This window comes from Duganella margarita, assembly GCF_009857535.1.
Lineage (GTDB): Bacteria > Pseudomonadota > Gammaproteobacteria > Burkholderiales > Burkholderiaceae_D > Rugamonas > Rugamonas margarita.
Genome location: NZ_WWCS01000009.1, coordinates 1 through 24,571 on the forward strand (window position 1 = coordinate 1; position 24,571 = coordinate 24,571).

The 24,571-nt window shown below is 67.1% G+C and carries 17 protein-coding genes and 1 pseudogene; 12 read left to right on the forward strand and 6 right to left on the reverse strand.

Annotated elements, in window-relative coordinates; genetic code table 11:
- From GTP55_RS15015 to GTP55_RS15050, 9 genes are all read left to right on the forward strand, one after another.
- On the forward strand, window positions 1–610 hold a 610-nt coding region (locus tag GTP55_RS15015; protein WP_161045705.1), incomplete at its 5' end, for an efflux RND transporter periplasmic adaptor subunit.
- On the forward strand, window positions 603–3,707 hold the full coding sequence (locus GTP55_RS15020; RefSeq protein ID WP_161045706.1) for an efflux RND transporter permease subunit: 3,105 nt from the start codon (window positions 603–605) through the stop codon (window positions 3,705–3,707). The genes GTP55_RS15015 and GTP55_RS15020, both read left to right, overlap by 8 nt.
- The gene (locus tag GTP55_RS15025; RefSeq protein ID WP_229257942.1) at window positions 3,704–5,368 is read left to right on the forward strand and encodes an efflux transporter outer membrane subunit; all 1,665 of its coding nucleotides are present in this window, start codon (window positions 3,704–3,706) and stop codon (window positions 5,366–5,368) included. The genes GTP55_RS15020 and GTP55_RS15025 overlap by 4 nt, the downstream gene beginning before the upstream one ends.
- Window positions 5,369–5,480: 112 nt before the next feature.
- Window positions 5,481–6,224 carry a c-type cytochrome gene (locus GTP55_RS15030; protein WP_371868358.1) on the forward strand — a complete coding sequence of 248 codons (744 nt, stop codon included), beginning with the start codon at window positions 5,481–5,483 and terminating at the stop codon, window positions 6,222–6,224.
- Complete coding sequence (locus GTP55_RS15035; protein WP_161045707.1) at window positions 6,221–7,486, forward strand: c-type cytochrome; 1,266 nt, start codon at window positions 6,221–6,223, stop codon at window positions 7,484–7,486. The genes GTP55_RS15030 and GTP55_RS15035 overlap by 4 nt, the downstream gene beginning before the upstream one ends.
- Window positions 7,487–7,495: 9 nt before the next feature.
- The gene (locus tag GTP55_RS29590; protein WP_202423719.1) at window positions 7,496–7,672 is read left to right on the forward strand and encodes a hypothetical protein; all 177 of its coding nucleotides are present in this window, start codon (window positions 7,496–7,498) and stop codon (window positions 7,670–7,672) included.
- A complete protein-coding gene (locus GTP55_RS15040) occupies window positions 7,673–8,224 on the forward strand; it encodes a cupredoxin domain-containing protein (protein WP_161045708.1) in 552 nt (183 codons plus the stop codon).
- Window positions 8,208–9,830: a cbb3-type cytochrome c oxidase subunit I gene (locus GTP55_RS15045; protein ID WP_161045709.1), complete on the forward strand. Its 1,623-nt coding sequence runs from the start codon at window positions 8,208–8,210 to the stop codon at window positions 9,828–9,830. Before GTP55_RS15040 ends, GTP55_RS15045 begins: the two co-directional genes overlap by 17 nt.
- A 4-nt stretch (window positions 9,831–9,834) precedes the next feature.
- Window positions 9,835–10,620, forward strand: coding sequence for a c-type cytochrome (locus tag GTP55_RS15050; RefSeq protein ID WP_161045710.1), 786 nt, complete (start codon window positions 9,835–9,837; stop codon window positions 10,618–10,620).
- Here the strand turns inward: GTP55_RS15050 and GTP55_RS15055 are convergent.
- Window positions 10,617–12,899 carry an FdhF/YdeP family oxidoreductase gene (locus GTP55_RS15055; protein ID WP_161045711.1) on the reverse strand — a complete coding sequence of 761 codons (2,283 nt, stop codon included), beginning with the start codon at window positions 12,897–12,899 and terminating at the stop codon, window positions 10,617–10,619. The two genes, GTP55_RS15050 and GTP55_RS15055, sit on opposite strands and share 4 nt — an antisense overlap.
- A gap of 55 nt (window positions 12,900–12,954) precedes the next feature.
- Between GTP55_RS15055 and GTP55_RS15060 the strand changes: the two are divergent.
- Window positions 12,955–13,242, forward strand: a pseudogene (locus GTP55_RS15060) (histidine kinase); the annotation flags it as partial.
- A gap of 7 nt (window positions 13,243–13,249) precedes the next feature.
- On the opposite strand, the gene GTP55_RS15065 reads toward GTP55_RS15060, so the two are convergent.
- On the reverse strand, window positions 13,250–14,269 hold the full coding sequence (locus tag GTP55_RS15065) for a zinc-dependent alcohol dehydrogenase family protein (RefSeq protein WP_161045712.1): 1,020 nt from the start codon (window positions 14,267–14,269) through the stop codon (window positions 13,250–13,252).
- A gap of 121 nt (window positions 14,270–14,390) precedes the next feature.
- Between GTP55_RS15065 and GTP55_RS15070 the strand changes: the two genes are divergently transcribed.
- A complete protein-coding gene (locus GTP55_RS15070; RefSeq protein WP_161045713.1) occupies window positions 14,391–15,284 on the forward strand; it encodes a LysR family transcriptional regulator in 894 nt (297 codons plus the stop codon).
- On the opposite strand, the gene GTP55_RS15075 is transcribed toward GTP55_RS15070, so the two are convergent.
- The gene (locus tag GTP55_RS15075; protein ID WP_161045714.1) at window positions 15,281–17,794 is read right to left on the reverse strand and encodes an excinuclease ABC subunit UvrA; all 2,514 of its coding nucleotides are present in this window, start codon (window positions 17,792–17,794) and stop codon (window positions 15,281–15,283) included. The genes GTP55_RS15070 and GTP55_RS15075 overlap by 4 nt on opposite strands.
- Before the next feature lie 207 nt (window positions 17,795–18,001).
- Here GTP55_RS15075 and GTP55_RS15080 point away from each other — a divergent pair, with 207 nt between their 5' ends.
- Window positions 18,002–19,492: an extracellular catalytic domain type 2 short-chain-length polyhydroxyalkanoate depolymerase gene (locus GTP55_RS15080; protein WP_161045715.1), complete on the forward strand. Its 1,491-nt coding sequence runs from the start codon at window positions 18,002–18,004 to the stop codon at window positions 19,490–19,492.
- A gap of 7 nt (window positions 19,493–19,499) precedes the next feature.
- On the opposite strand, the gene GTP55_RS15085 is transcribed toward GTP55_RS15080, so the two are convergent.
- From GTP55_RS15085 to GTP55_RS15095, 3 genes are all read right to left on the reverse strand, one after another.
- A complete protein-coding gene (locus GTP55_RS15085) occupies window positions 19,500–20,387 on the reverse strand; it encodes an isoaspartyl peptidase/L-asparaginase (protein ID WP_229257943.1) in 888 nt (295 codons plus the stop codon).
- A 107-nt stretch (window positions 20,388–20,494) separates the two neighbouring features.
- A complete protein-coding gene (locus GTP55_RS15090; protein WP_161045717.1) occupies window positions 20,495–22,231 on the reverse strand; it encodes an EAL domain-containing protein in 1,737 nt (578 codons plus the stop codon).
- Between the two features lie 89 nt (window positions 22,232–22,320).
- Window positions 22,321–24,501 (reverse strand): formylglycine-generating enzyme family protein, encoded by a 2,181-nt coding sequence (locus GTP55_RS15095; RefSeq protein ID WP_161045718.1) that lies wholly within the window; start codon window positions 24,499–24,501, stop codon window positions 22,321–22,323.
- Window positions 24,502–24,571 lie beyond the last annotated feature (70 nt).

Here is a 24,571-nt window from a genome sequence, read left to right on the forward strand (position 1 = left end):
CGCCGCGCACGCTGGCTCGGCCGTCCCCGGTGGCAACACCGGCGGCCTTGGCACCGGCACCGGCCGCATCGTCGTGCGCTCGCCGATCGCCGGCCGCGTGGTCGAGCTGTCGGCCGCCGCCGGCGCATTCTGGAACGACGCCACCGCACCGCTGATGACCGTGGCCGACCTGTCCAAGGTCTTTATCAGCGCCAACGCGCAAGAGAAAGACCTGCCGCAACTGTACGTCGGCCAGCAGGCCAGCATCAAGCTGGATGCCTGGCCGCAGCCGGTGGCCGGCCAGGTGCGCTACATCGGCGAGATGCTGGACGCCGACACCCGCACCATCAAAGTCCGCCTGCCGTTCGACAACCGCGACGGCCACCTGAAGCCCGGCATGTTCGCCGAAGCCACGCTGCTGGCGCGTCCGCATAACGGCCTGCTGGTGCCGATGACGGCCGTGATCCAGAGCGGCTTCGCCAGCCGCGCCTTCGTCGAAGTCAAGCCATGGCAGTTTGAAGCGCGTGAACTGAAACTCGGCGCGCAGATTGGCGAACAGGTCGAAGTGCTGGCCGGCCTCAAAACCGGCGAGCGTATCGTCACCAAGGATGGAGTGCTGCTCAATGATTGAACGTCTGGTTAACCTGTGCTTCAACCGGCGCGGCATCGTCACACTGATCTTCCTGCTGGTGGCGCTGTACGGCGGCTACTGCTGGACCCAGCTGCCGCTGGAAGCCTATCCCGACATCGCCGACGTCACCTCGCAAGTGGTCACGCAAGTCAACGGCCTGGCTGCCGAGGAGGTCGAACAGCAGATCACCATTCCGCTGGAACGCGAAATCATGGGTACGCCCGGCATGCACGTGATGCGCTCCAAGTCCACCTTCGGCCTGTCGCTGATCACCGTGGTATTCGAGGACGGCGCCGAGGATTACTGGTCGCGCCAGCGCCTGCAGGAACGCATCGCCGGCGTCACGCTGCCGTATGGCGCGCAGCCGTCACTCGACGCCCTGACCTCGCCCATCGGCGAAATCTACCGCTACACGCTGGAATCGAAAAGCCATGACCTGCGCGCGCTGTCCGAACTGCAGCGCTGGGTGGTCATCCCGCGCCTGAAACAGGCCAGCGGCGTCGTCGATGTCGGCAACTTCGGCGGCCTGACCACGCAGTTCCTGCTGGAGTTCGATCCGGCCAAGCTGTCCAAGTACAACCTGTCGCTGGCGCAGATCACGCAAGCCATCGCCGCCAACAACGCCAACGCCGGCGGCAGCATCCTCACGCGCGGCCAGCAGGGACTGGTGGTGCGCGGCGTCGGTTTGATCCACAACCTGGATGATCTCGGCAATGTGGTGGTCACGCAGAAGAACGGCGTGCCGGTGCTGGTCAAGGACCTCGGCAATGTCACGCTCGGCAACCAGGAGCGCCACGGCGTGCTGGGCAAGGACAAAATCTCCGACACCGTCTCCGGCATCGTGCTGCTGCTGAAGAACGAAAACCCGTCGCGCGTGATCGCCGGCGTGCACGAGGCGGTGCAGGACCTGAACGACCACCTGCTGCCAAAAGACGTCAAGGTGGTGCCGTACATGGACCGCAGCACGCTGGTCGACGCCACCGTGCACACGGTCGGCAAGACGCTGATCGAAGGGGTGGTGCTGGTGACGCTGGTGATGGTGCTGTTCCTCGGCAGCCCGCGCGCAGCGCTGATTGCGGCGTCGGCGATTCCGGTGTCGCTGATGGTGGCCTTCATCCTGATGCACCACTTTAAGATTCCGGCCAACCTGCTGTCGCTGGGCGCGATCGACTTCGGCATCATCGTCGACGGCGCCATCTTCGTGCTGGAAGCCATTCTGCTCCAGCGCGAGCGGCAGCCGGACGGCCTGCTGTCGGCCAAGGACGCCATGAAAGCCGCGCTGCAAGTGATGAAGCCGACCTGCTTCGGCATGCTGGTGATCATGGTCGCCTACCTGCCGCTTTTCGCCTTCCAGCGCATCGAATACAAGCTGTTCTCGCCGATGGCGTTCGCGGTCGGCTTCGCGCTGCTCGGCGCGCTGCTGATGACCATGATGCTGATTCCCGGCCTGGCGTTCTGGGCCTTCCGCAAGCCGCGCAAGATCTTCCACAACCCGGTGCTGGGCTGGCTGATGCCGCGCTACGAGGCGCTGCTGCACCGGCTGGTGGGCAAGTCGAAACTGGTGCTGGCGGTGGCCGGCGCCACGCTGGCGGCCGTGATCGTGGTGGGCGGCGCCATCGGCCGCGACTTCCTGCCGTCGCTGGACGAAGGTTCGATCTGGCTGCAAGTCACGCTGCCGCCCGGCATCTCGCTAACCAAGGCGACGCAGATGGCCGACGCGCTGCGCGCCGCCACGCTGCTGGAACCGCAGGTGGCGCACGTGGTCACGCAACTGGGCCGCAACGACGAAGGCACCGACCCGTTTACGCCATCGCACATCGAATGCGCGGTGACCTTGCAACCGTACGACAAGTGGCCGTCCGGCATGAGCAAGCAGGACCTGATCGACAAGCTGTCGGCGCGCTACAAACAGCTGCCGCGCACCGACGTCGGCTTCTCGCAGCCGATGATCGACGGCGTGCTGGACAAGCTGGCCGGCGCCCACAGCGACCTGGTGGTCAAAGTGTATGGCGACGACTTCCACGCCACCCGCAAGCTGGCCAGTGCGGTCGAGCATCTGCTGCGCACCGTGCCCGGCGCGGCCGACGTCATCATCGACCAGGAACCGCCGCTGCCGCAGGTGCGCATCGACGTCGACCGCGCCGCTGCGGCCCGTCTCGGCATCAACGTGGCCGACGTGATGGCGCTGATCCAGACCGGCATCGGCGGCAGCCCGGTAGCGCAGGTGTATGTGGACGACCGCAGCTACGACGTCGCCGCCCGCTTCAGCGGCCCGACCCGCAACGATCCGCAAGCCATCGGCGACCTGGTGCTGAACGCCGCCAACGGCGCGCACGTGGCGCTGGCGCAGGTGGCGCACATCCACCTGGCCGAAGGTGAAACCACCATCACGCGCGAGATGAACCGGCGCCACCTGACCGTGCGCACCAACTTGCGCGGACGGGACTTGTCGTCGTTCCTGGCCGAAGCGCAAAGCCGTATCCAGAAGGAGATTCCATACGACCACGCGCGCTACCAGATCACCTGGGGCGGCCAGTTTGAGAACCAGCAACGTGCACAGGCGCGTCTGGCGGTGATCGTGCCGGCCGTGATGGCGCTGATGTTTGTGATGCTGTTCTCAGAATTCGGCAATTTGCGCCAGCCGGGGCTGATTCTGCTGGCGGTGCCGCTGTCGCTGCTGGGCGGGCTGGTGGCCTTGCAGATGCGCGGCATGACCTTGAACGTTTCGTCGGCGGTCGGCTTCATCGCGCTGTTTGGCGTGTCGGTGCTGAATGCGGTAGTGATGCTGGCCAACCTGAACCGTTGGCGCGATCTGATGCCGGATGACTTGCGCAGCGCCGTCATCACCGGCGCCCGCGAACGGGTGCGGCCGGTGCTGACCACCGCCACCGTCGCCGCGCTGGGCCTGGTACCCGCTGCACTGGCGCACGGCCTGGGCAGCGACGTCCAGCGTCCATTGGCCACCGTGGTGGTCGGCGGCCTGGTCACCGCCACCGTGCTGACGCTGGTGCTGCTGCCAGCGCTGTATTACCTGATCGAAGAGCGCGTAGCGCGCCGTATCGCTTCCATGCCCGCGCCAGAAGGAGAGCAACCATGATGAAAAACCTGAGCATGCACCTGGGCGCTGCGATCGCCGCGACGGCATTGGCCGCGTTCCCTGCGGCCAGCCGCGCGCGCGTGGCCACCCGCACCATCGCTGCCACCCGTGCAGCGGGCGCGGCACTTGCTGCGCGCGCCGCCATTGCGCGTACGCAGCTAGCGCCGCGCATCACCGCCCTGGCCGCGTCGTTCGCTAACGCCCCAGCCGCGACCGTGCTGGCGGTGGCGGTGCGCCTGCTGATCGCGGTTCTGGCCACCGGCTGCGCCGCTGGTCCGGACTTCGTGCGCCCTGCCGCGCCGACGGTCACCGGCTATACCGCCGCGCCGCTGCCAACCGCCACCGCCTCGGGTCCGGTCGCCGGTGGCGAGGCGCAGCACTACGCCAAAGGCCAGGCCGTCTCCGCCCAATGGTGGACTGTCTTCGGCTCGGACCAGCTGAACCAGCTGGTGGCCGCCGCCCTGCAAGCCAATCCCGACCTGCAAGCCGCCGACGCCGCCCTGCGCGCCGCCAGCGAAACGGCCGCCGCCGAACGCGGCGCTTTCCTGCCGACCGCCGACCTGCACCTGCTACCAACCCGCCAGCGCGTTGCCGACACCCTGTCCAGCCCAACCGCCTCGGGCGCCAACCTGTACACGCTGCACACCGCGCAACTGAGCATCGGCTACACGCCCGACGTGTTCGGCGCCACCCGCCGCCAGGTCGAAGCCGCCGACGCCCAAACCGACCTGGCCCGCTACCAGCGCGACGCCGCGCGCCTGACGCTGACCACCAGCATCGTCAACGCCGCCATCGGCGAAGCCGCCCTGCGCGCGCAACTGGACGCCATGCAGCAGCAAGCCACCATGGCGCGCCAGCAACTGGACGCAGTCCGTAAACAGCAACAGGCCGGCCAACTCGGCGCCGCCGACGTCGCCGCCCAGGAAGCCGCACTGGCGCAAGTCGAGGCCACCCTGCCGCCGCTGCACAAGCAGCTGGCCCAGCAACACAACCTGCTGTCCGCCCTGGCCGGCCGCTACCCGAGCGAAGGCAGCGCCGAGCGCCTCGACTTCAGCAAACTGACGCTGGCGACCGAACTGCCGCTCAGCCTGCCCGCGCAACTGGTCGAACAGCGCCCCGACATCCGCGCCGCCGAAGCGCAACTGCACGCCGCCTCCGCCCAGATCGGCATCGCCGCCGCCGCGCGCCTGCCCAACATCGCCCTGACCGGCACGCTGGGCAGCTCCGCCCTCAGCGCCGGCACCCTGTTCAAAGCAGGCGGCGGCTTCTGGAGCATCGGCGCCGACCTGGCGCAACCGCTGTTCCACGGCGGCGCCCTGCTGCACCAGCAACGCGCCGCCGAAGCCAGCTACGACCAGGCCGCCGCCCAATACCGCAGCACGGTGCTGACCGCGTTCCAGAACGTGGCCGACACGCTGCACGCGATCGACGCCGACGCCCAATCGCTGCGCGCCGCCGCCGCCGCCGAACAGGCCGCCCACAAGAGCTGGAGCATCGCCCAACGCCAATGGCAACTCGGCCTGACCGGCAATTTGCCGGTGTTACAGGCCGGCCAGGTCTGGCAGCAAGCCAGCATCGCCCTGATCCAGGCCCAGGCCAGCCGCTACACCGACACCGTCGCCCTGTACCAGGCCCTCGGCGGCGGTTGGCAAGGCGAATAATTGTGACGAATCCGCAACGCTGCTACCGAAAGGATGTAACGCAACCGGCAAACAGTTGTAGCATTGATATTAGCTAAAAAAGCCACTAGTACAGCAGCCCTGAGGAGACGGCATGGTCCCATCCCGGTGTTTGACAGCTTTATTGGTACTCAGCGCGATCGGCGGCCAGGTTTATGCCCAGCCCGAGCCGGCCGTGCCGACGCAGCGCGCGCCCGACACCATGGAGGCGCGCACCCTGGCCTGCGTCGGCTGCCACGGCGACAAGGGCCGGGGCGTCGCCAACGTCTACTTCCCGCGCCTGGCCGGCAAACCGGCCGGCTACCTGTACAACCAGCTGATCGCCTTCCAGGAAGGCCGCCGCCGCTACGCGCCGATGAACTACCTGCTGGCCTACCTGCCGCCGTCCTACCTGAAGCAGATGGCCGACTACTTCGCCGCCCAAAGCCCGGACCCGCTGCCGGTCACCGCCCCCGACGCGCCGGCCGCCACCGTCGCCCAGGGACAGCAGATCGTTGCCAAAGGCCTGCCGGATAAAAAAATCCCCGCCTGTACCGCCTGTCACGGCGCCGCGCTGACCGGGCGTGAACCCGGCATCCCTGGTCTGCTCGGCCTGCGCGCCGACTACGTCAGCGCCCAGCTCGGCGCCTGGCGCTACGGCACCCGCACCGCAGTGGCGCCGGATTGCATGCAGATGGTCGCCGCCACCCTGTCCGAACCGGAAGTGGCGGCCGTCGCCGCCTACCTGGCCACGCTGCCGGTACCGCAACAGGACAAGCCCGTCGCCGCCGACACCGCCCAGCTGCCGCTGGCCTGCGGCAGCCAGCAAGCCGCCGCCGCGCCGGGAGGCCATCCATGAAGCGCGTTCTGCTGGTCCTGCTGCTGCTCGCCGTGCTGTTCGTCGGCGGCGTCTGGTGGCTACTGCAACGCACGCCGTCGTCGCCCGCCACCACCATCAGCAGCGCGCAGGTCGAACGCGGCAAATACCTGGCCCAGGCCGGCGACTGCATCGCCTGCCACACCATTCCCGGCCAGGCCATCTTCTCCGGCAACCGCGCCATGCCCACGCCGTTCGGCAACCTGTATGCGCCCAACATCACGCCGGACCAGGAAACCGGCATCGGCAAATGGACCCCGGCCGATTTCTACAGCATGCTGCACACCGGCCGCTCGCCGGACGGCAAGCTGCTGTATCCGGCCATGCCGTTCGCCTCCTACACCAAGGTCACGCGCGACGACTCGGACGCCATCTTCGCCTACCTGATGTCGGTGCCGCCAATCAAGCGCGCCAACCGCGAGCACGAGCTGCGCTTCCCCTACAACAACCGCAGCCTGCTGATCGGCTGGCGTACGCTGTATTTCCAGCAAGGCGAATACAAGCCCGAGCCGCAGCAATCGGTCGAATGGAACCGCGGCGCCTATCTGGTACAAGGCTTGGGCCATTGCGCCATGTGCCACTCGCCGATCAACGCGCTGGGCGGCTCGGCCGAAGCCAAGGCCTTCCAGGGCGGCCTGATCCCGATGCAGAACTGGTACGCGCCGTCGCTGACCTCCAACCGCGAGGCCGGCCTCGGCAACTGGGCCTTGCAGGACATCATGGATCTGCTGCAAACCGGCGTCTCGCACCGCGGCACCGTCTACGGTCCGATGGCCGAGGTCACCTTCAACAGCCTGCAATACCTGAACGACGCCGACGTGCGCGCCATGGCGGTCTACCTGAAAAGCCTGCCGAGCGACGATCCACCGGCTCCGGCGCCGCCACCGCTGACCAACGAAGTATCGCAGCAGTTTGCCGAAGGCCAGCGCATCTACGAAGCCCGCTGCGCCGTTTGCCACGTGGCCGATGGCCGTGGCATGCCGCCGCACTTCCCGCCGCTGGCGGCCAACCAGTCGATCCTGATGAGTTCCTCGGTCAACCCGGTGCGCATGATTCTCAACGGCGGCTACCCGCCCGGCACCCGCAAGAACCCGACGCCGTACGGCATGCCGCCGTTCGCGCAGGAACTGAACGACGCCGAAGTGGCCGCCGTGGCGACCTACATCCGCAACGCCTGGGGCAACGCCGCCACACCGGTGACGCCGCAGCAAGTCAACCAGCTGCGCAGCGCGCTGCTCGAATAGGAGAAGCCCATGATCGAGGAACCGGGTACGCCCGCCGACGACGCCGCCGTCCAGCAGCGCGTGGAGGCCATCGTCGCACAAGGACCGGGCGGCGCGTTTGCGCTGGCGGGGGTGGCGACCTCCATCGTGCTGGCCATCTGGTTCGCCTTTTACTTCCTGGTGTTCGTCGCGCGCGGAGGGGCCTAGATGAGCGCCGCCGAACATGCCGCCGAACGCGCCGAAGCGCGCTGGGTATGGATCGTAGCCGCCATCATCGCCCTGCTGCTCGGCATGATGGCCTACATGAGCCTGCACTGGATCACCATGCCGCCGCAGCGCATGGAAACCGTCAATCCCGGCACGCTGCACCTGGCCGGCGAATTCGTCGAGGCCAACCTCGGTAGCGCCAGCGAAGCCGACGGCAGCATCACCGTGCGCCTGATCGGCAGCCAGTATTCGTTCACGCCGCAGTGCGTGCTGGTGCCGGCCGACACCCCCATCGTCATCCGCGCCACCAGCGCCGACGTGGTGCACGGCTTCAGTGTCACCGGCACCAACGTCAACGTCAACCTGGTGCCGGGCTACGTCTCCACCTTCCACGCCCGCTTCCAGCAGCCAGGCGAGCACACCATGCCGTGCCACGAATTCTGCGGCGTCGGCCACGCCGCCATGTGGGCCCATGTCAAGGTGGTCGACAAGGCCACCTGGGCGCGGCTGGCGCAACAACAAAGGAGGCTGAGCTGTGCTGAACGTTCCTAACCGGCGGCTGGTGCTGGCCCACTTCTGGCTGGCGTTCCTCGCCTTCTTCCTGGCGCTGTGCCTGGGCGAGTGGCAGATGTACATCCGCAGCCCGCTGAGCCAGTGGATCGGCGATCCCGAACTGTACTACCGCTCGGTGACCGCGCACGGCTCGGCCATGGGCTATGTGTTCCCGACGCTGGTGGCGATGGGCTTCGGCTACGCCATCGTCGAACTGGCGCTGAAGCAGGCGCTGATCGGCCTGCGCTGGGCCTGGACCGGCTACGCGCTGGTGGTGCTGGGCACCGTGACGGCGATGGTCCCAGTGGCGCTGGGCAAGGCCTCGGTGCTGTACACGTTCTACCCGCCACTGATCGGCAGCGTGTTCTACTACCTCGGCGTGGTGCTGGTGGTGGTCGGCTCGTGGGTGTGGGTGGCGCTGATGGCGATCAACCTGCGCGCCTGGCGCCGCGCCCATCCGGGCGAAACCGTGCCGCTGGCGATGTTCGCCAACAACGCCGGCGCCTACCTGTGGGCCTGGACTTCGGTCGGCGCCGCCATCGAAATCCTGTTCCTGATCCTGCCGGTGGCGGCCGGCTTCAAGACCACCATCGACGCCGGCCTGGCGCGGGTGTTCTTTTCGTGGACTTTGCACGCCATCGTTTACTTCTGGCTGATGCCGGCCTACATCGCCTTCTACACGCTGGTGCCGCGCGCCATCGGCGGCCGGCTGTACAGCGACGCCATGGCGCGCATCTCCTTCATCCTGTTTCTGGTGTTTTCGATGCCGATCGGCGTCCACCATTTATTCCAGGACCCGCAGGTCGGCAGCGGCGTCAAGTTCCTGCACGCGGTGTTTACCGGCATGGTGTCGGTGCCGACCCTGCTGACCATCTTTACCATCTGCGCCTCGGTCGAAATCGCCGGCCGGCTGCGCGGCGGCACCGGCAAGTTCGCGTGGATCGCCAGGCTGCCGTGGAAAAATCCGCTGATGCTGGCGTTGGCGCTGTCGTTCATCATGCTCGGCTTCGGTGGCGCAGGCGGCCTGATCAACATGAGCTACCAGCTCGACTTCGCCATCCACAACACCCAATGGATCACCGGCCACTTCCACCTGATCTTCGGCGGCGCCATCGTCATCATGTACTTTGCGCTGGCTTACGACCTGTGGCCGCACCTGACCGGCCGCGCGCTGGACGTCTGGCCGCTGATGCGCATCCAGCTGTGGCTGTGGTTTATCGGCATGATGGTGCTGACCTTGCCGTGGCACTGGGTCGGCATCCTCGGCATGCCGCGCCGCATGGCGTACTACGATTACAGCAATCCCGACCTGGCGCCGCTGTCGCTGTCGGTCATCATCACCTTCAGCGGCGGCTTGCTGCTGCTGGCGTCCGGACTGCTGTTCCTGTGGATTCTGTTCCGTGGCCATCAAGGTGCGGTGCAGCCGCTGCCGCCCTTCCGCTTCAGCGCGCCGGTGCAGGCGGCAGCGCGCATTCCGGCCGCGCTGAACGGCTTCACCCTGTGGCTGGCGTTGATGATCGGCCTGAGCGTCATCAACTACGGCTTCCCGATTGCGCAGCTGATCAACACCCCCAATACCGCGGTACCAGCCGTTCCGATCAGGTGATGCCATGACCGAACCTTCTGTTCTCTCGCCAGGAAACCGCTGGACGCGCTACAGCGTCGGCGCCGTGCTGTTGCTGGCGGTGCTGGCGGCGGCGGCCGGCTTCATCTGGGTGCCGCTGGCCAACAACGACCAGTCCATCTCGCTGTGGGACGCCATCTGCCGCGCCGCCGGCGTGCCGGGCGCCCCGCGTGCCGGCGCGCTGGGCAACGACGCGGCGGCGCGGCCGAGCGACGTCATCGTCAGCGCCAGCATGATGCGGCCGGCGAATGCCGAATCGATCGGGCGCGGCGCCACGCTGGCCATGCGCTGCACCATGTGCCATGGGATACGCGGCGTCAGCCAGGCCAACACGCCCAATCTGGCGGGACAGATCGAAGCGGCCATCTACAAGCAGCTGCGCGATTACAAGGCGGGCCACCGCCTGAGCGCCATCATGCAGCCGATGGCGGCGCCGCTGAGCGACCAGGACATGCGCGACCTGGCGGCCTACTACGCATATCTGCCGCAAGAGCGCACGCCGCTGAGCAGCACGCGCGCGGCGCCGCAACTGGTAAGCAATGGCGCACCGATGCGCAACATCGGCGCCTGCGCCAGTTGCCATGGCGGGATGGCGCAGCAAAACGTGGCGCCGGTGCTGGAGGGCGAGCCGGAAGTCTACATCCGCAACCAGCTGCACGCCTTCCGCGACGGCAGCCGGCATAACGACCTCAACCAGCAGATGCGCAATATGGCGCGCCAGCTGACCGATGCGGAGATCACCGAGCTGGCTGCCTATTACGGCCAACGCTAGGCGGGCGTGAGCCGGATCGCGATCGACTTGGCGGCCGGCACCTTGCTTTCCAGCGCGTGGTGCGACAGCGCCATCAACGGATTGCACTCCGGGTAATAGCCAGCCACGCAGCCGGCCGGCACGTCGTAGGCCACCAGCCGCAAGCCATCGACGCTGCGGGCGATGCCATCCGACGTCACCGCATGCGCCTGGACCAGTTGGTCTTCCGCCAGCCCCAGCCGGGCCAGATCGCCGGCATTCATCAGCAACACCTTGCGCCCGCCCTTGATGCCGCGGAAGCGGTCATCCTCGTTGTAGACCGTGGTGTTGAACTGGCTGTCGCTGCGCACCGTGAACAGGCGCAGCACATCAGCCTGCGGCGCAGCCTGATCCGGGTCGGCCTCCATCGTCTTCGGCACGATGAAATTCGCCTTGCCGTTCGGCGTCTTCCATTGCCGGTGCGCGGCCGGCACCGGACGGCGGAAACCGCCCGGCGTCCACATGCGCTGGTTGAAGTCGTGGAAGATATCGGGGAAGGTCCGCGCAATCGCATCGCGTACGCGGCTGTAGTCGTCCACCCAGTCCTGCCAGGGCACGGCTGGATTGGCGTCCAGCGTGGCGCGCGCCAGCCCGGCGACGATGGCCGCCTCCGAGCGCAGCAACTCGCCGGCCGGCTCGGCGCGGCCCTTGGACCCGTGCATGCAGCCGGTGCTGTCCTCCACCGCCATCGCCTGTTCGCCGCCGGCCTGGCGGTCGATCTCGATGCGCCCCAGGCACGGCAGGATATACGCGACCGCGCCATGCACCAGATGACTGCGATTCAGCTTGGTCGACACCTGCACCGTCAGCCGCAGCCGCGACCAGGCCGCCTCCATGCGCACCGTATCGGGGATCGCGCGCAGGAAATTGCCGCCCAGGCCGATGAAGGCGCTGACCGATCCGTCCAGTACGCCTTCGCAGGCTTCCACCGTATTCAGGCCTTTGTCGCGCGGCGGCTCGAAATGGTACAGCTCCTTCAGCTTGTCCAGCGGCGCCAGTTCCGGCTTTTCCGTGATGCCGACTGTGCGCTGGCCCTGCACATTGGAATGCCCACGCACCGGGCAGATGCCGGCGCCTGGCTTGCCGATATTCCCGCGCAGCAGCAGGAAATTGGACACCATCTGCACATTCAGCACGCCGTGCCGGTGCTGGGTCAGGCCCATGCCATAGATGCCGATCACCTTGTCGGCCGCCGCATAGGTGGCCGCCGCCGCAACCAGATCCGCCTGCGCCAGTCCGGACTCGGCTTCGATGTGCTGCCAGCTGGTGGCTCGCACCTCCGCCACAAAGGCGTCCAGTCCGGCGGTGTGCTCGGCCAGGAAATCCACGTCCAGCACGCGCGCCGCACCGGCCGCTTGCGCCGCGTCATCCGCCTCGATCAGCGCCTTGCACAGGCCCAGCAGCGCGCCGATATCGCCGCCCGCGCGCACTTGCAGATATTGCGTGCTGATGGTGGTTTCGGCAGGCGTCAGCATCTCCAGCGGCGACTGCGGATTGGAAAAATTCAGCAGCCCTGCTTCCTTCAACGGATTGAAGGTGATGATTGGCACGCCGCGCCGGCGCGCTTCCTGCAACTGGTGCAGCATGCGCGGGCTGTTGGTGCCGACGTTCTGGCCGAAGAAGAAAATACAGTCGGTTTGCTCGAAATCGTCCAGCGACACGGTGCCGATCGGCACGCCGATGGTCTTGGGCAGCGCCACCGAAGTGCTCTCGTGGCACATATTCGAACTGTCCGGCAGGTTGTTATTGCCGTACATGCGCGCCAGCAACTGATACATATACGAGGTTTCCAGCGAGGCCCGGCCGGACGCGTAAAACACCACGCCCTTGCGCTGCGCCGCCGGCACCGCGCGCAGCTCGCGGCCGATCTCGGCAAACGCCGTTTCCCAGTCGACCGGCACATAGCGGTCGCTGGCGGCGTCCCATCGCAGCGGCGTGGTCAGGCGGCCGACCGACTCCAGCGCGCAGTCGCTCCAGTCCAGCAATTCGCTGACCGTATGCCTGGCGAAGAAATCCGGCGCGCAACGCTTGCTGGTGACTTCCCACGCAGTGGCCTTGGCGCCGCTCTCGCAAAACTCAAACGGATGCGGATTGGCCGGCTTGGCCCAGGCACAGCTGACGCAGGCAAAACCATCCGTCTTGTTCTGGTGCAGCAGCAGCTTGCTGCCCTCAACCAGCACATGCTCGTGCAGCAATGCGTTGCTGACTTCCTTGACCGATCCCCAACCGCCCGCCGCGTGACCCTGCTCTCCGTGTTTCATCCACTATCCTCCCAAAAAAGACAGTGTGCGATACGGCCATCGGGCAAGCTGTACGCCAGCGTACCGAGACGGCCTTCACGCGCAACGCGCCGCCGAAGCCAGCTACGACCAGGCCGCTCCCCAGTACCGCAGCACGGTGCTGACCGCGTTCCAGAACGTGGCCGACACCCTGCACGCGATCGACGCCGACGCCCAATCGCTGCGCGCCGCCACCGCCGAACAGGCCGCCCACAACAGCTGGAGCATCGCCATGATCCAGGCCCGGGCCAACCGCTACGCCGATACCGTGGCCCTGTTCCAGGCGTTGGGCGGCGGCTGGCAAAGCCAGCAGAGCGAACGCTGAAGCGCGCCTAGGTGCCGGCCTCGATCACCACCTTGCCGAACGCGCCGCGCTGCAGGTGCGCAAACGCTTGCGGCGCGTGTTCAAACGGATAGACCGCCTCGATCACCGGCCGGATGTCGAGCAGGTCGACCGTCCGCACCAGATCCTCCAGTGCCCGGCGCGAACCGACGGCGATGCCGGTGATCGAGGCGCGACTGCCGATCAGCGGCACGACCGGCAGCGTGAAACGGTCGGCTTCCAGCAAGCCGATCAGGGAAATCCGCCCACCCTGCGCGACCGCCTGCAACGAGCGCTCGACGTTGTCGCCGCCGGCCATCTCGAGAATGTGGTCGGCGCCGCGGCCGGCAGTCAGCGCCAGCACCTGCCGCTGCCAGTCGGGCATCTGCCGGCGATTGATGCCGTGGCGCGCGCCCAGCGCCAGCGCCCGCGCCAGCTTGTCATCGCTGCCGCTGACCACAATGACATTGGCGCCGTGCGCCACCGCCAGCTGCAGCGCGAACAGCGACACGCCGCCGGTGCCCTGCACCACCACCGTCTGCCCGGCGTGCAGCCGGCCCTGCTCGACCAGCGCCATCCAGGCGGTCAGGCCCGCCACCGGCAGCGTGCTGGCCTCGACCGCGCTCAGCGCGGACGGCGCGCTGACGTAGCCGTCCGCCGGGCCGGCCACATATTGCGCCAGCACGCCCGGCAACGGCGCGCCGCGGCTAGGCGCCTGCGACCACGGCAGCGGCGCGCCGTCGATCCAGCCGGGAATGAAGGCCGACAGCACCCGCTGGCCGACAGCAAACCGGGTCACGCCCGGCCCCACCGCCACCACCCGGCCGGCCAGGTCGGAAGCGGGCGTGTGCGGATAACTCAGCGCGTAGCCCATGCCGTGCTCGGCGATTTCGGCATCCCGGTAGTTGAGCGCCACCGCTTCGGTGCGGATCAGGATCTCGCCGGCCTGCGGCGCCGGCAACGGCAGCGTGCGCTGCGCCAGTCGCGCCAGGCCCGCGCCGGGCAATTCCCATTGTTGAAACGTGTCCATCTGTCACCTCGGTTTGAAGAAAGAACCGCGATGGTAGGCCAGCGCTCGCCCCGGAGTAAGTAGGGTATAGTTCCACCCTTTACGGAAACAAAACTCCGCAATCACAAGGAGAGGGCCGGCGATGGACAGCATCAGCGCCTTGCAAGTATTCGTACACGTGGCGGAAACCCGCAGTCTGGTGGCGGCCGGCCGCCTGCTGGGCGTGTCGGCCTCGGCGGTCGGCAAGCGCATCGGCGCGCTGGAGGCGGACCTGGGCGCCCGGCTGTTCCACCGCAGCACGCGCAGCATCCGGCTGACCTCCGAGGGCGCGCTGCTGCTGGAACGCAGCCGCCGCATTTTGACGGAAGTGGAAGCGGCCCGCCACGAGCTGGCGCAACGCCAGCAGGGCGCGCGCGGCCGACTGCGTATCAGCCTGCCGTTGATCGGCGAACCGTTTTTGACGGCGCTGGCGCGATTCAAGCTGGCGTTCCCCGAGATTGAACTCGAGCTCGACTTCACCGACCGCCAGGTCGACATCATCGATGAGGGCTTCGACGCCGTGATCCGCAGCGGCGAGGCGCCGGACTCGCGGCTGACCGCGCGCTATCTCGGCGCGTACCGGATGATGCTGGTGGCCGCGCCGGCCTATCTGGCGCGCCATCCAACGCCGCACAGCGCCGCCGACCTGGCACGCCACGACTGCATCCAGTTCCGCTATCCCAACACCGGCAAGATGCAGACCTGGCCGCTGGCGGCGGCCGGCCTGGCACCCGACTTCGCGTTGCCGCGCTCGGTGGTGTGCAACAACCTGGAGGCGCGCATTCACTTTGCGCTGGCCGGTGTCGGCATCGCCTGCCTGCCCGACTTCGCGATCCGGCAGCATTTGCTGGAGGGCCGACTGGTGCACATCCTGCCCAACTGCGTGGAGCAGCCCGGACCGTTCCACCTGGTGTGGCCGTCCGGCAAACATCCGGTGCCCAAATTGCGCACCTTCATCGACTTCCTGCAGGCCAATCTGTTCGCGGAGCAGCCTTAACCGAGCACCGCGCGCAAATACGGCGCGGTGCGGCTGGCCTTGTTGCGCGCCACCTCGGCCGGTGGACCACTGGCCACAATGCGGCCGCCCTCCTCACCCGCGCCGGGACCGACATCGATCAGCCAGTCGCTATCGGCCAGCACCTGCACATTGTGTTCGACCACGATCACGCTGTTGCCGGCATCCACCAGCTTGTGCAGTTGCGCCAGCAACAGGTCGATGTCGGACGGATGCAGGCCGGTGGTCGGCTCGTCCAGCACGTACAGGGTGTCGCCCCGGCTGGCGCGTTGCAGTTCGGTCGCCAGCTTGATGCGCTGCGCCTCGCCCCCTGACAGTTCGGTGGCGGGCTGCCCCAGCCGCAGATAACCGAGGCCGACGGCGCGCAGCACGTCGAGCGCGTGGCGCAGCGGCGGCACATCCTCGAAGAATTCCCACGCCGCATCCACCGTCAACGCCAGCACCTCGGCGATATTGTGGTCACGATAGCGCACCGCCAACGTTTGCGGGTTGTAGCGTGCACCATCGCATTCCGGGCACGGCGCATAGACGCTGGGCAGGAACAGCAATTCAACCATCACAAAGCCCTCGCCGGAGCAATGCGGGCAGCGGCCCTTGGCGACGTTGAACGAGAAGCGCCCGGCGTCATAATGCTTGGCCTTGGCCGCACGGGTGCCGGCGAACAGCTTGCGCACGTGGTCGAACAAGCCGGTATAGGTGGCGAGATTGGAGCGCGGCGTGCGGCCGATCGGTTTCTGGTCGACCTGCACCAGCCGCCGCAGCTGCTCCATGCCGCCGGCGATATGGCCTCTCAACTCGCCTGGCTCGGCCGCGTCCAGCAGTTCCTCGCTCGATTCGACCGGCTCGGCGGCCACCGGCTGGCCCAGCTTGGCCTGCACCAGCTGGATCAGCGCCTGGCTGACCAGGCTGGACTTGCCAGAGCCGGACACGCCGCTGACGGTCGCCAGCACGCCCAGCGGGAAATCTGCGTCCAGCCCTTGCAGGTTGTTGCGCACCACGCCGCGCAGTTGCAGCCAGCCGTTCGGCTGGCGCGGCTCACGAGTGGTCCGCTCAGCCGCGCCGAACAGGTAATGCGCGGTACGCGACTCCTTCACCGCTTTCAGCCCGCCGGGCTTGCCGCTGTACAGCACCTTGCCGCCGTGCTGCCCCGCCTTCGGGCCGACATCGATAATCCAGTCGGCATGGCGGATCACATCCAGCGCATGCTCGACCACGAACAGCGAATTGCCGGCCGCCTTCAACCGGTCCAGCGCGCGCAGCAGCGCTTCGGTATCGGCCGGATGCAGGCCGGCCGACGGCTCGTCCAGCACATACACCACGCCGAACAGGCTGGAGCGCACCTGCGTGGCCAGCCGCAACCGCTGCAATTCGCCCGGCGACAAGGTCGGCGTGCCGCGTTCCAGATTCAGATAACCAAGACCCAGATCCAGCATCACTTCCAGCCGCGCCAGCAGGTCGGCGGAAATGCGCTGCGTCACGACCACCTTCTCTGGCGATTGCTTTCTCTTGCGCGCCGGTGGCTTGCCGGCCGCGTACGGCTGCAACAACTGCGCCAGCTGGCGCAGCGACAGCCGTGAAATCTCCGTGATGTCGTGCCCGGCAAACGTGACGGACAGCGCTTCCTGTCGCAACCGCTTGCCCTCGCAGGTCGGGCAGGCCATGCTGACCAGATACTGCGCCACACGCTTCTTCATCAGCGCGCTCTCGGTGCCGGCAAAGGTCTGCAACACATACTTGCGCGCGCCGGTAAAGGTGCCCTGATAGCTCGGCGTTTCCTTGCGCTTGAGCGCGCGTTTGGTCTCGGCAGGCGTCAGGCCGGCGTACACCGGCACGGTCGGCTGCTCGTCGGTGAACAGAATCCAGTCGCGCACTTTCTTCGGCAACTCGCGCCACGGCGTGTCGACATCGTAGCCCAGCGTGACCAGAATATCGCGCAGGTTCTGGCCGTGCCAGGCCGTCGGCCACGCGGCGACGGCGCGTTCGCGGATCGTCAGGCTATCATCCGGCACCATCGATTTTTCGGTGGCCTCGTAGACGCGGCCCAGGCCATGGCATTGCGGACAGGCGCCCTGCGGCGTGTTCGGCGAGAACGATTCCGCATACAGCAGCTCCTGCCCGGCCGGATAATCGCCGGCGCGCGAATACAGCATGCGCAGCGAATTCGACAAGGTGCTGACGCTGCCCACCGACGAGCGCGTGGTCGGCGTGCCGCGCTGCTGCTGCAAGGCTACTGCCGGCGGCAGGCCGTCGATGGCGTCCACTTCCGGCACCGGCATCTGGTGAAACAGCCGCCGCGCATACGGCGACACCGATTCCAGATAACGCCGCTGCGCCTCCGCATACAGCGTGCCGAACGCCAGCGACGACTTGCCCGAGCCGGACACGCCGGTAAACACCACCAGCGCATTGCGCGGGATGTCGACATCCACATTTTGTAAATTATGTTCACGCGCGCCGCGCACGCGGACGTAGCCGTCAAAGTCGGAAGACATGGGCAGTCCATTAAAAGGTGATAGTCGAAGCATAGCCGATGGACGGGTTCAGGCACTGTACGCGGACGCACCGTGCCCCGGCGGGTCAGCCATTTGCGTGGGCGAGACAGTAGAAATACCAGCCCCGCGCCACGCCGTAAGTTTGCTATTACCATCACCTTCCCGCGCTCACCGGCGCGCTCAAAACCGATAACAGGAGACTTCAATATGGCTACTTTCGTCAGGCAGTTCCGTATCCGACAGATCCTTCTTTGCATACTCACCGGGGCCGCGTTCAATGCGTCGGCGGCGCCGGTGTCACTACCCTCGTACAATATCGACCCCGCGCTGAGCTCGGTCTCCGGGCTGTCGTCCGGCGGCTTCATGGCGGTGCAATTGCATGTCGCGTATTCCGCCACCTTCCGCGCCGGCGCCGGCATTGTCGCCGGCGGCCCGTTCGACTGTGCGCAAGGTTCCGTGCTGACGGCGACCGGCCCCTGCATGGCCGCCACCAGCGCCAGCAAGCCGGCCACCAGCACGCTGATCAGCACCACAGACAGCTGGGCCAGCCAAGGCAGCATTGACGCCACCAGCAACCTCGCCGCCTCGCGCGTCTACCTGTATTCGGGCAGCATCGACAGCACCGTCAAGCAACTGGTGATGAACGAGGCCAAGACCTACTACCAGCACTACATCAACAGCGCCAACATCTTCTACAAAAACAACCTGGCGTCAGAACACGCCATGGTGACCGACGATTTCGGCAGCGGCTGCAGCGTCAAGGCCAGCCCCTACATCAACAACTGCAACTTCGACCTGGCCGGCGAGATCCTGAAATGGATCTACGGCCCGCTGAATGCCCGCAACACCGGTACGCTGGGCGGCAGCTTTATCGAATTTAACCAGGCCGAGTTCATCGCCAGCCCGGCCAGCCACGGCATGGCGACCAGCGGATGGGCCTACGTGCCGGCCAGTTGCGGCGCCGGCCAGCAGTGCAAGGTGCACGTGGTACTGCACGGCTGCCAGCAAGACCCGACCAGGATCCAGGACAAGTATTACCGCAACACTGGCTACAACCGCTGGGCCGACACCAACAACATCGTATTGCTGTATCCGCAGACGACACCCAGCAGCGGCGGCAATCCCAATGGCTGCTGGGACTGGTGGGGTTATGACGATGCCAATTATGCGAAGAAAAGCGGCCGTCAGATGGCGGCCATCAAGGCCATGGTCGACCGCGTGGCGGCCGGGACCAGTGGCGGCGGCGATGCCCTGCCCGCGCCAACCGGCCTGCAAGTCACCGGCGTGACCACCACCGCCGTCACGCTGGCGTGGAACGGCACGGCCGGCGCCGCCGCTTACGACGTCTACCGTGGCGGCGCCAAAGTCAACGCCGCGCCGGTCAGCACGACCACATATACCGACAGCGGCCTGGCGTCCGGCGCGACCTACAGCTACGCCGTCAGGGCGTTGACGACGGCTGGGGCTGCGGGCGCAGCATCGGCCAGCGTCACGGCGACCACCACGCAGTCCGGCTACGCGTGCACCACCACTACCGCCAGCAACTACGCGCACGTCACGGCCGGCCGGGCCGTGTATAGCCTTGGCTATGCGCTGGCCAAAGGCTCCAACCAGAACATGGGGCTGTACAACGTGTTCATCACCACCACGCTGGCGCAGACCAGCGCCGGCTACTATGTGATCGGCAGTTGCCCGTGAAGCGGGATTAGCGTTCGGCGGTGGGCGTGCTGGCGTTGGCATGCCAGCCGGACTGGGTCTGGCTGACGGCGATCAGGCCGGTATTGGCATCGGGCGGCACCAGCCCGATGCCCTTGCGCAGCGCGTCGTGCAAGTCCATGCCGTCTTCGATCCAGTGATATACCCGCAGCGCCAGCATGGTGCGAATGATGTACTCGCCAATCCCGGTGGCGGCCACCGCACCGGCCGGCCCGGCGTAGAAGCCGCAGCCGACCAGTGGCGTGTCGCCCACCCGCCCCAGCAGCGATGGCGCCGAACCGCCGGTCGAGCCGGCCACGGCAAAATGGCCGTTGGCGTCGCGCACCACCGCGCCGACCGTGTCGCAGCCCTGGCTGCCGGCGACGGTCGGCACGCTGTCGTAGTTCCAGAAACGGGCGAACTCGCCGTTGTCGACGCCGGCCATCGGCCGCTGTCCGGCCGCCATTTTGGCCAGCAGCGCCGCGTGCTTGCGGCGCGCGGTATCGGGGATCACATCGTGCGGCCCATGGCCCATCAGCCGGGCAAAGCGCTGCGCGCCTTCGCCCACCAGCAGATAATGCGGCGTGCGCGCCACGTCGCGCGCCACCAGAATGGGATTTTTGACCGAACGCAGCGCCGCCACGGCGGCCAGCGTGCCATGCGTGTCCATCAGCGCGGCATCCATTTCGACGGTCTCGCCGTCCAGCCCTAGCGCGGAGCCGGTGCCGGCATTGAAGCGGTCGTCGTCTTCCAGCACCAGCACGGCGGCAATCGCCGCCGCCAGCGCGGTATCGCCGTCCGCCAGCTGGCGCAGGGCCGCGTCGGCGGCCCGCTGGCAGCCATCGCTGAGCTCCGCCCCGGCGCCGGCGCCGCCGTGCACCACGACTGCTGGCTTCATGTTCATCGTTAACGCTCCCGATATGCTAATCACCGCATTATGTGGCGTCCAGCCTGCCGCCGGCATCGGGGCGCGTGCTGCGTCGGCGTAAGACCAGGCTTACGCGGCTAGTGTTTTACATCCGGCACATAGGCGGTGATGAAGGCGTAGCAGACCTGGGCATCGCCGGCGATGGCGTCAAAGCGCATCGGCTGCACCTGGCGGCCGCGAAAATCCGGGCCGTGGCGGCGCGCCGCCGCATCGTCCGGTAGCAGCATGCTCCAGTGGGTGAACACGCGGCGCTTGGCGCGCTGGTGGATCACCACCCGCACATTGTCGTGCAGGCCGCTGGTGCGGATGCGCTCGAAGGTCTCCATCACCTTCCCGTGCTCGCCTTCCAGCATCTGCATGAAACGTTCGTTCTCGTACAGCAGGCAGCCGGTCAGGCCGGCGCGGGCGTTGTTGACGCGGGTGCGCTCGAGCAGCTGATCCAGCTGCGCGGTCGACAGCGGCGCCACCGCCTCGCTGACGTACAGCAGGAAGTACAGCCCGGTATCCTTGGCCGGCTCGACATTGAGCGCCTGCCGCTCGAACGCCGCCACCAGTTCGCCGGCCGGCATCGGCCGGTAGAAATAATAGCCCTGGATCAGGTCGCAGCCGTAGCCGCACAGCTCCAGCTGCTGGGCCGCCGTCTCCACCCCTTCAGCCACCAGTTTGAGGCCGAGCGCGCGGCCGAGGCCGACCACCGCCTCCACCACCGCCCGGCTCTCGCCGCTCTCGGCAATATCCTTGATGAAGGAGCGGTCGATCTTCAGCACGTCCACCGGCAGGCGCGCCAGCTGCGCCAGCGACGAATAGCCGGTGCCGAAATCGTCCATCGCCAGCCGCAGGCCCAGCTCGGCAAAGCGACCCAGCACGCGCAGCTTGGCGTCGATCTCGACCATCAGCATGCTCTCGGTGATTTCCACCAGCAGGCGGCGCGGGTCGGCGCCGGTATCGGCCAGGATGGCGGCAAACACGTCCGCCAGCGCCGGATCGTCCAGCTGCCGCACCGAAACGTTGACCGACACATACGGCGCCGCCGCGCCCCAGCGCCGGTACCAGTCGCGCTCGGCCAGGCAGGCCTGGCGGAACACCCACGCGCCGATCGGAATGATGGCGCCGCTGGCCTCGGCAATCGGAATGAATTCCACCGGCGACACCTCGCCCTGCTGCGGGAACCAGCGCAGCAGCAGCTCGGCGCCGACGATGCGGCCACTGCCGGCGTCGACAATCGGCTGGAAGCGCGGCGCCAGCTCGTCGCGCTCCAGCGCCAGGTGCAGGCGGTGCGCCAGATCCATGCGCTGCAAGGCGCGTTGATGCATTTGCGGGTCGAAGAATTGCCAGCCATTGCCGCCGGCCGCACGCGCCGCCTGCACCGCCGCTGCGGCAAAGCGCAGCAGCAGGTCGCCGTCCTCGTCGGCGGCATCGCCAGCCGTCGCCAGACCGATGCTGGCGGTGACTGCGGCGCTATCGCCGCCGATGGCGAGCGGCGCCTGCACCGCCAGCTGGATGCGTTCGGCCAGCGCCGCCAGCGTGGCCGGCGCCGTCACCTGCTCGCAGATAATGGCGAATTCGTCCGCGCCGAGCCGCGCCACCAGTTCGCCGGCGCGCGCCAGGTGCTGCAGGCGGCGGCCGATTTCGCGCAGCAGCGCGTCGCCATTGTCCTGGCCGTGCAGGTCATTGACCGTCTGAAAGCCATCCAGGTCGATCAGCACCAACCCCACCTGCGCGTGGGCACGCAGGGAGCGCTGGAGGGCGGAACGCAAACCTTCGCGGAAGGCGGCGCGGTCCGCCAGGCCGGTCAATACGTCAAACGTACTCATTTGAAATCCTGCAACGCAGCTTTGGAATCGAAAAACCACAGTATAAAGGCTTACCAAAAGCAATGCTTTTAACACGCCTCAACATTGCGCTACTCGGCGTCGGCCACGCAGCGGAAGCCCACGGTGGCCGCACGGTCGCGTCCCGGCGCCATCAGCAACAGCTTGCCGTGCTGGTCGTTGCGGTAGGCTGGCGGGAAGTACCAGATCGACCCTTGCGGCTGGTATGAGCTGCCACCGCGCAGAATGGCGAAGCGGGTGTGGGCGTCGCTGTACTCGTCGGTCCACTGCCAGACGTTGCCGACCAGATCCTGCACGCCGAACGGGCTGGCGCCCTGCGGATGGGCGTCGACATCGTCCGGCGTGGCCACGGCCCGGCCGGTGGCCGGCTGCGGCACCGCGTCGGCGCGCCAGGTGTCGCCCCACGGGTAGATGCGGCCTTGGCTGCCGCTGGCGGCATATTGCCATTCCCATTCACGCGGCAGGCGCTTGCCGGCCCAGGCCGCGTAGGCGCGGGCGTCCTCCAGACCGACCCAGGTGACTGGTTTGTTGCCCCAGCCGGCGGGATAGCTGCCGTTCTGCCAATGCCTGAGGAAATTGGCGTCGTCGGCCGGATGGTAATGGGTGGCGTCGACAAACGCCTTGAACTGGGCGTTGCTGACCGGGTAGCGGTCGATGAAGAAGCGCGCCATCTGCATGCTGCGCTGGTGGAAGCGGCGCGCACCGTCTTCCCATGGATACTGCACGTCCACGCCGATGCTGTTGCCGCCTTCAATCGCCAACCCGCGCACGCTGAAGTCGAACGGCCCGGCCGGAATTTCGACCATGCCGGCCGGCGCACTGCTGACCGGTTTGGTGGATGCGACCGGTGTTTGCGTCTGCGGCAAGGCAGCCCACTCGGCGGACCAGTCGCGCAAGGGACGCCGGGTCATCGCCTTCATCTTGTCCAGGCTGGCCACGGTGGCGGCGTCCGGCGCGCCGTTGGTCATCAACACCGCGCCAAAGCCGCGCGCTTCAATCGGGAACGACAGCAGCACGCCGTCGCCGTAACGCGCGGCCGCCAGTTCCACGCCGTGATAGGCATCGAAATAGCGCGCGCCGGCGCGGTACGGCACCCGCAGCTGCACGCCGTCGCTATCGTATTCGTTGCGGTTGACGATGGTCCACAGCGTGGCGTCGGCCAGCGGCCAGCGGCTGGTGAACACGCCGTACTGGCGCGCCGGATAATGCGGCTCCCAGTCCGGGCTGACCAGGAAGCGCGCATAGCTGCGCTCCAGCGTGGCGACGCGGCGGGTGGCTTCGCCGTCGCGCGGCGTGATGCCGTTCCAGATGCCCCAGATGTTTTCCCAGCTCTCCCAGCCCACGCCGTTGAAGAAGGCGAATTGCAGGTCATCGGTCTTGCTGCGGTTCCAGCGGTCCGAGATGTTGACCATGTGGCGCGGCTCCAGCCACTTGTAGCGGTCCACCGTCGGCGCGAACGGAAAGGTGTACTGGCCCCAGGTCATCAGGTTCCAGGCCAGCGCCTCGTCGGACGGCAGGCCCTCGGGCTGGAATACCAGCGGATGGCCGGTCTTGTCGGCCGCCAGCGTGAAGGCCAGCGGCACGCCGTCCTGCGTATCGCCGTTGATGCCGTCGGCGCCGATCTCCTTCATCAGCGCGGCCAACGCGTCGGGCCACGAGCGATCCAGCGCGCGCGTGCCCTGGTCCCACAACATCATCGGGAACATCACCCGCACGCCACGGCGGTGGAAGTCGGCCACCATCTGCTTCACCGCCGGAATGCCGCCCGGCAGCGAATGCACCATGTCGATGGTGTTGCGGTCGTCGAGACCGATATTCGGATAAGTCGGCCACACCAGCACCGCATCGATGCCGCCGAAGCGCTGGACCAGATCGTCCAGATAGCGGTCCACAGTATACCGGCGGGTGGCCGGATCGTAGAAATAGCGGTCCTCGACCATCATCTGCGCCTGCATGAAACTCGATTGCGTCCACGCCGCCGATGGCCGTGCATAGCGGCTGCCATCGTAGCCGACGCGGATGCGGCGCTCCTCGCGCCAGTGACGCAGGTCCTGCAGCCAATCCTGATGATCGGCCGCCGAACACGGGCTCCACTGCCCTTCCCACGGCTGGTTCATCGTCAGGCAAGCCGGCGCCGGAATCGCCAGCTGCGTGTACGACCCATGCGGCACATGCCGCGTATCCTGCGCCCGGGACGGCGCCGCCAAGGCCGTCAGCAATACCCCGCATAGCGTCATTGAAAGCAGTTTCATGCGACAAAGTTCCTGAATACAATAAATTTTTACAATTTAACGCATCGAGCCGGATTACACTAGACGGGTT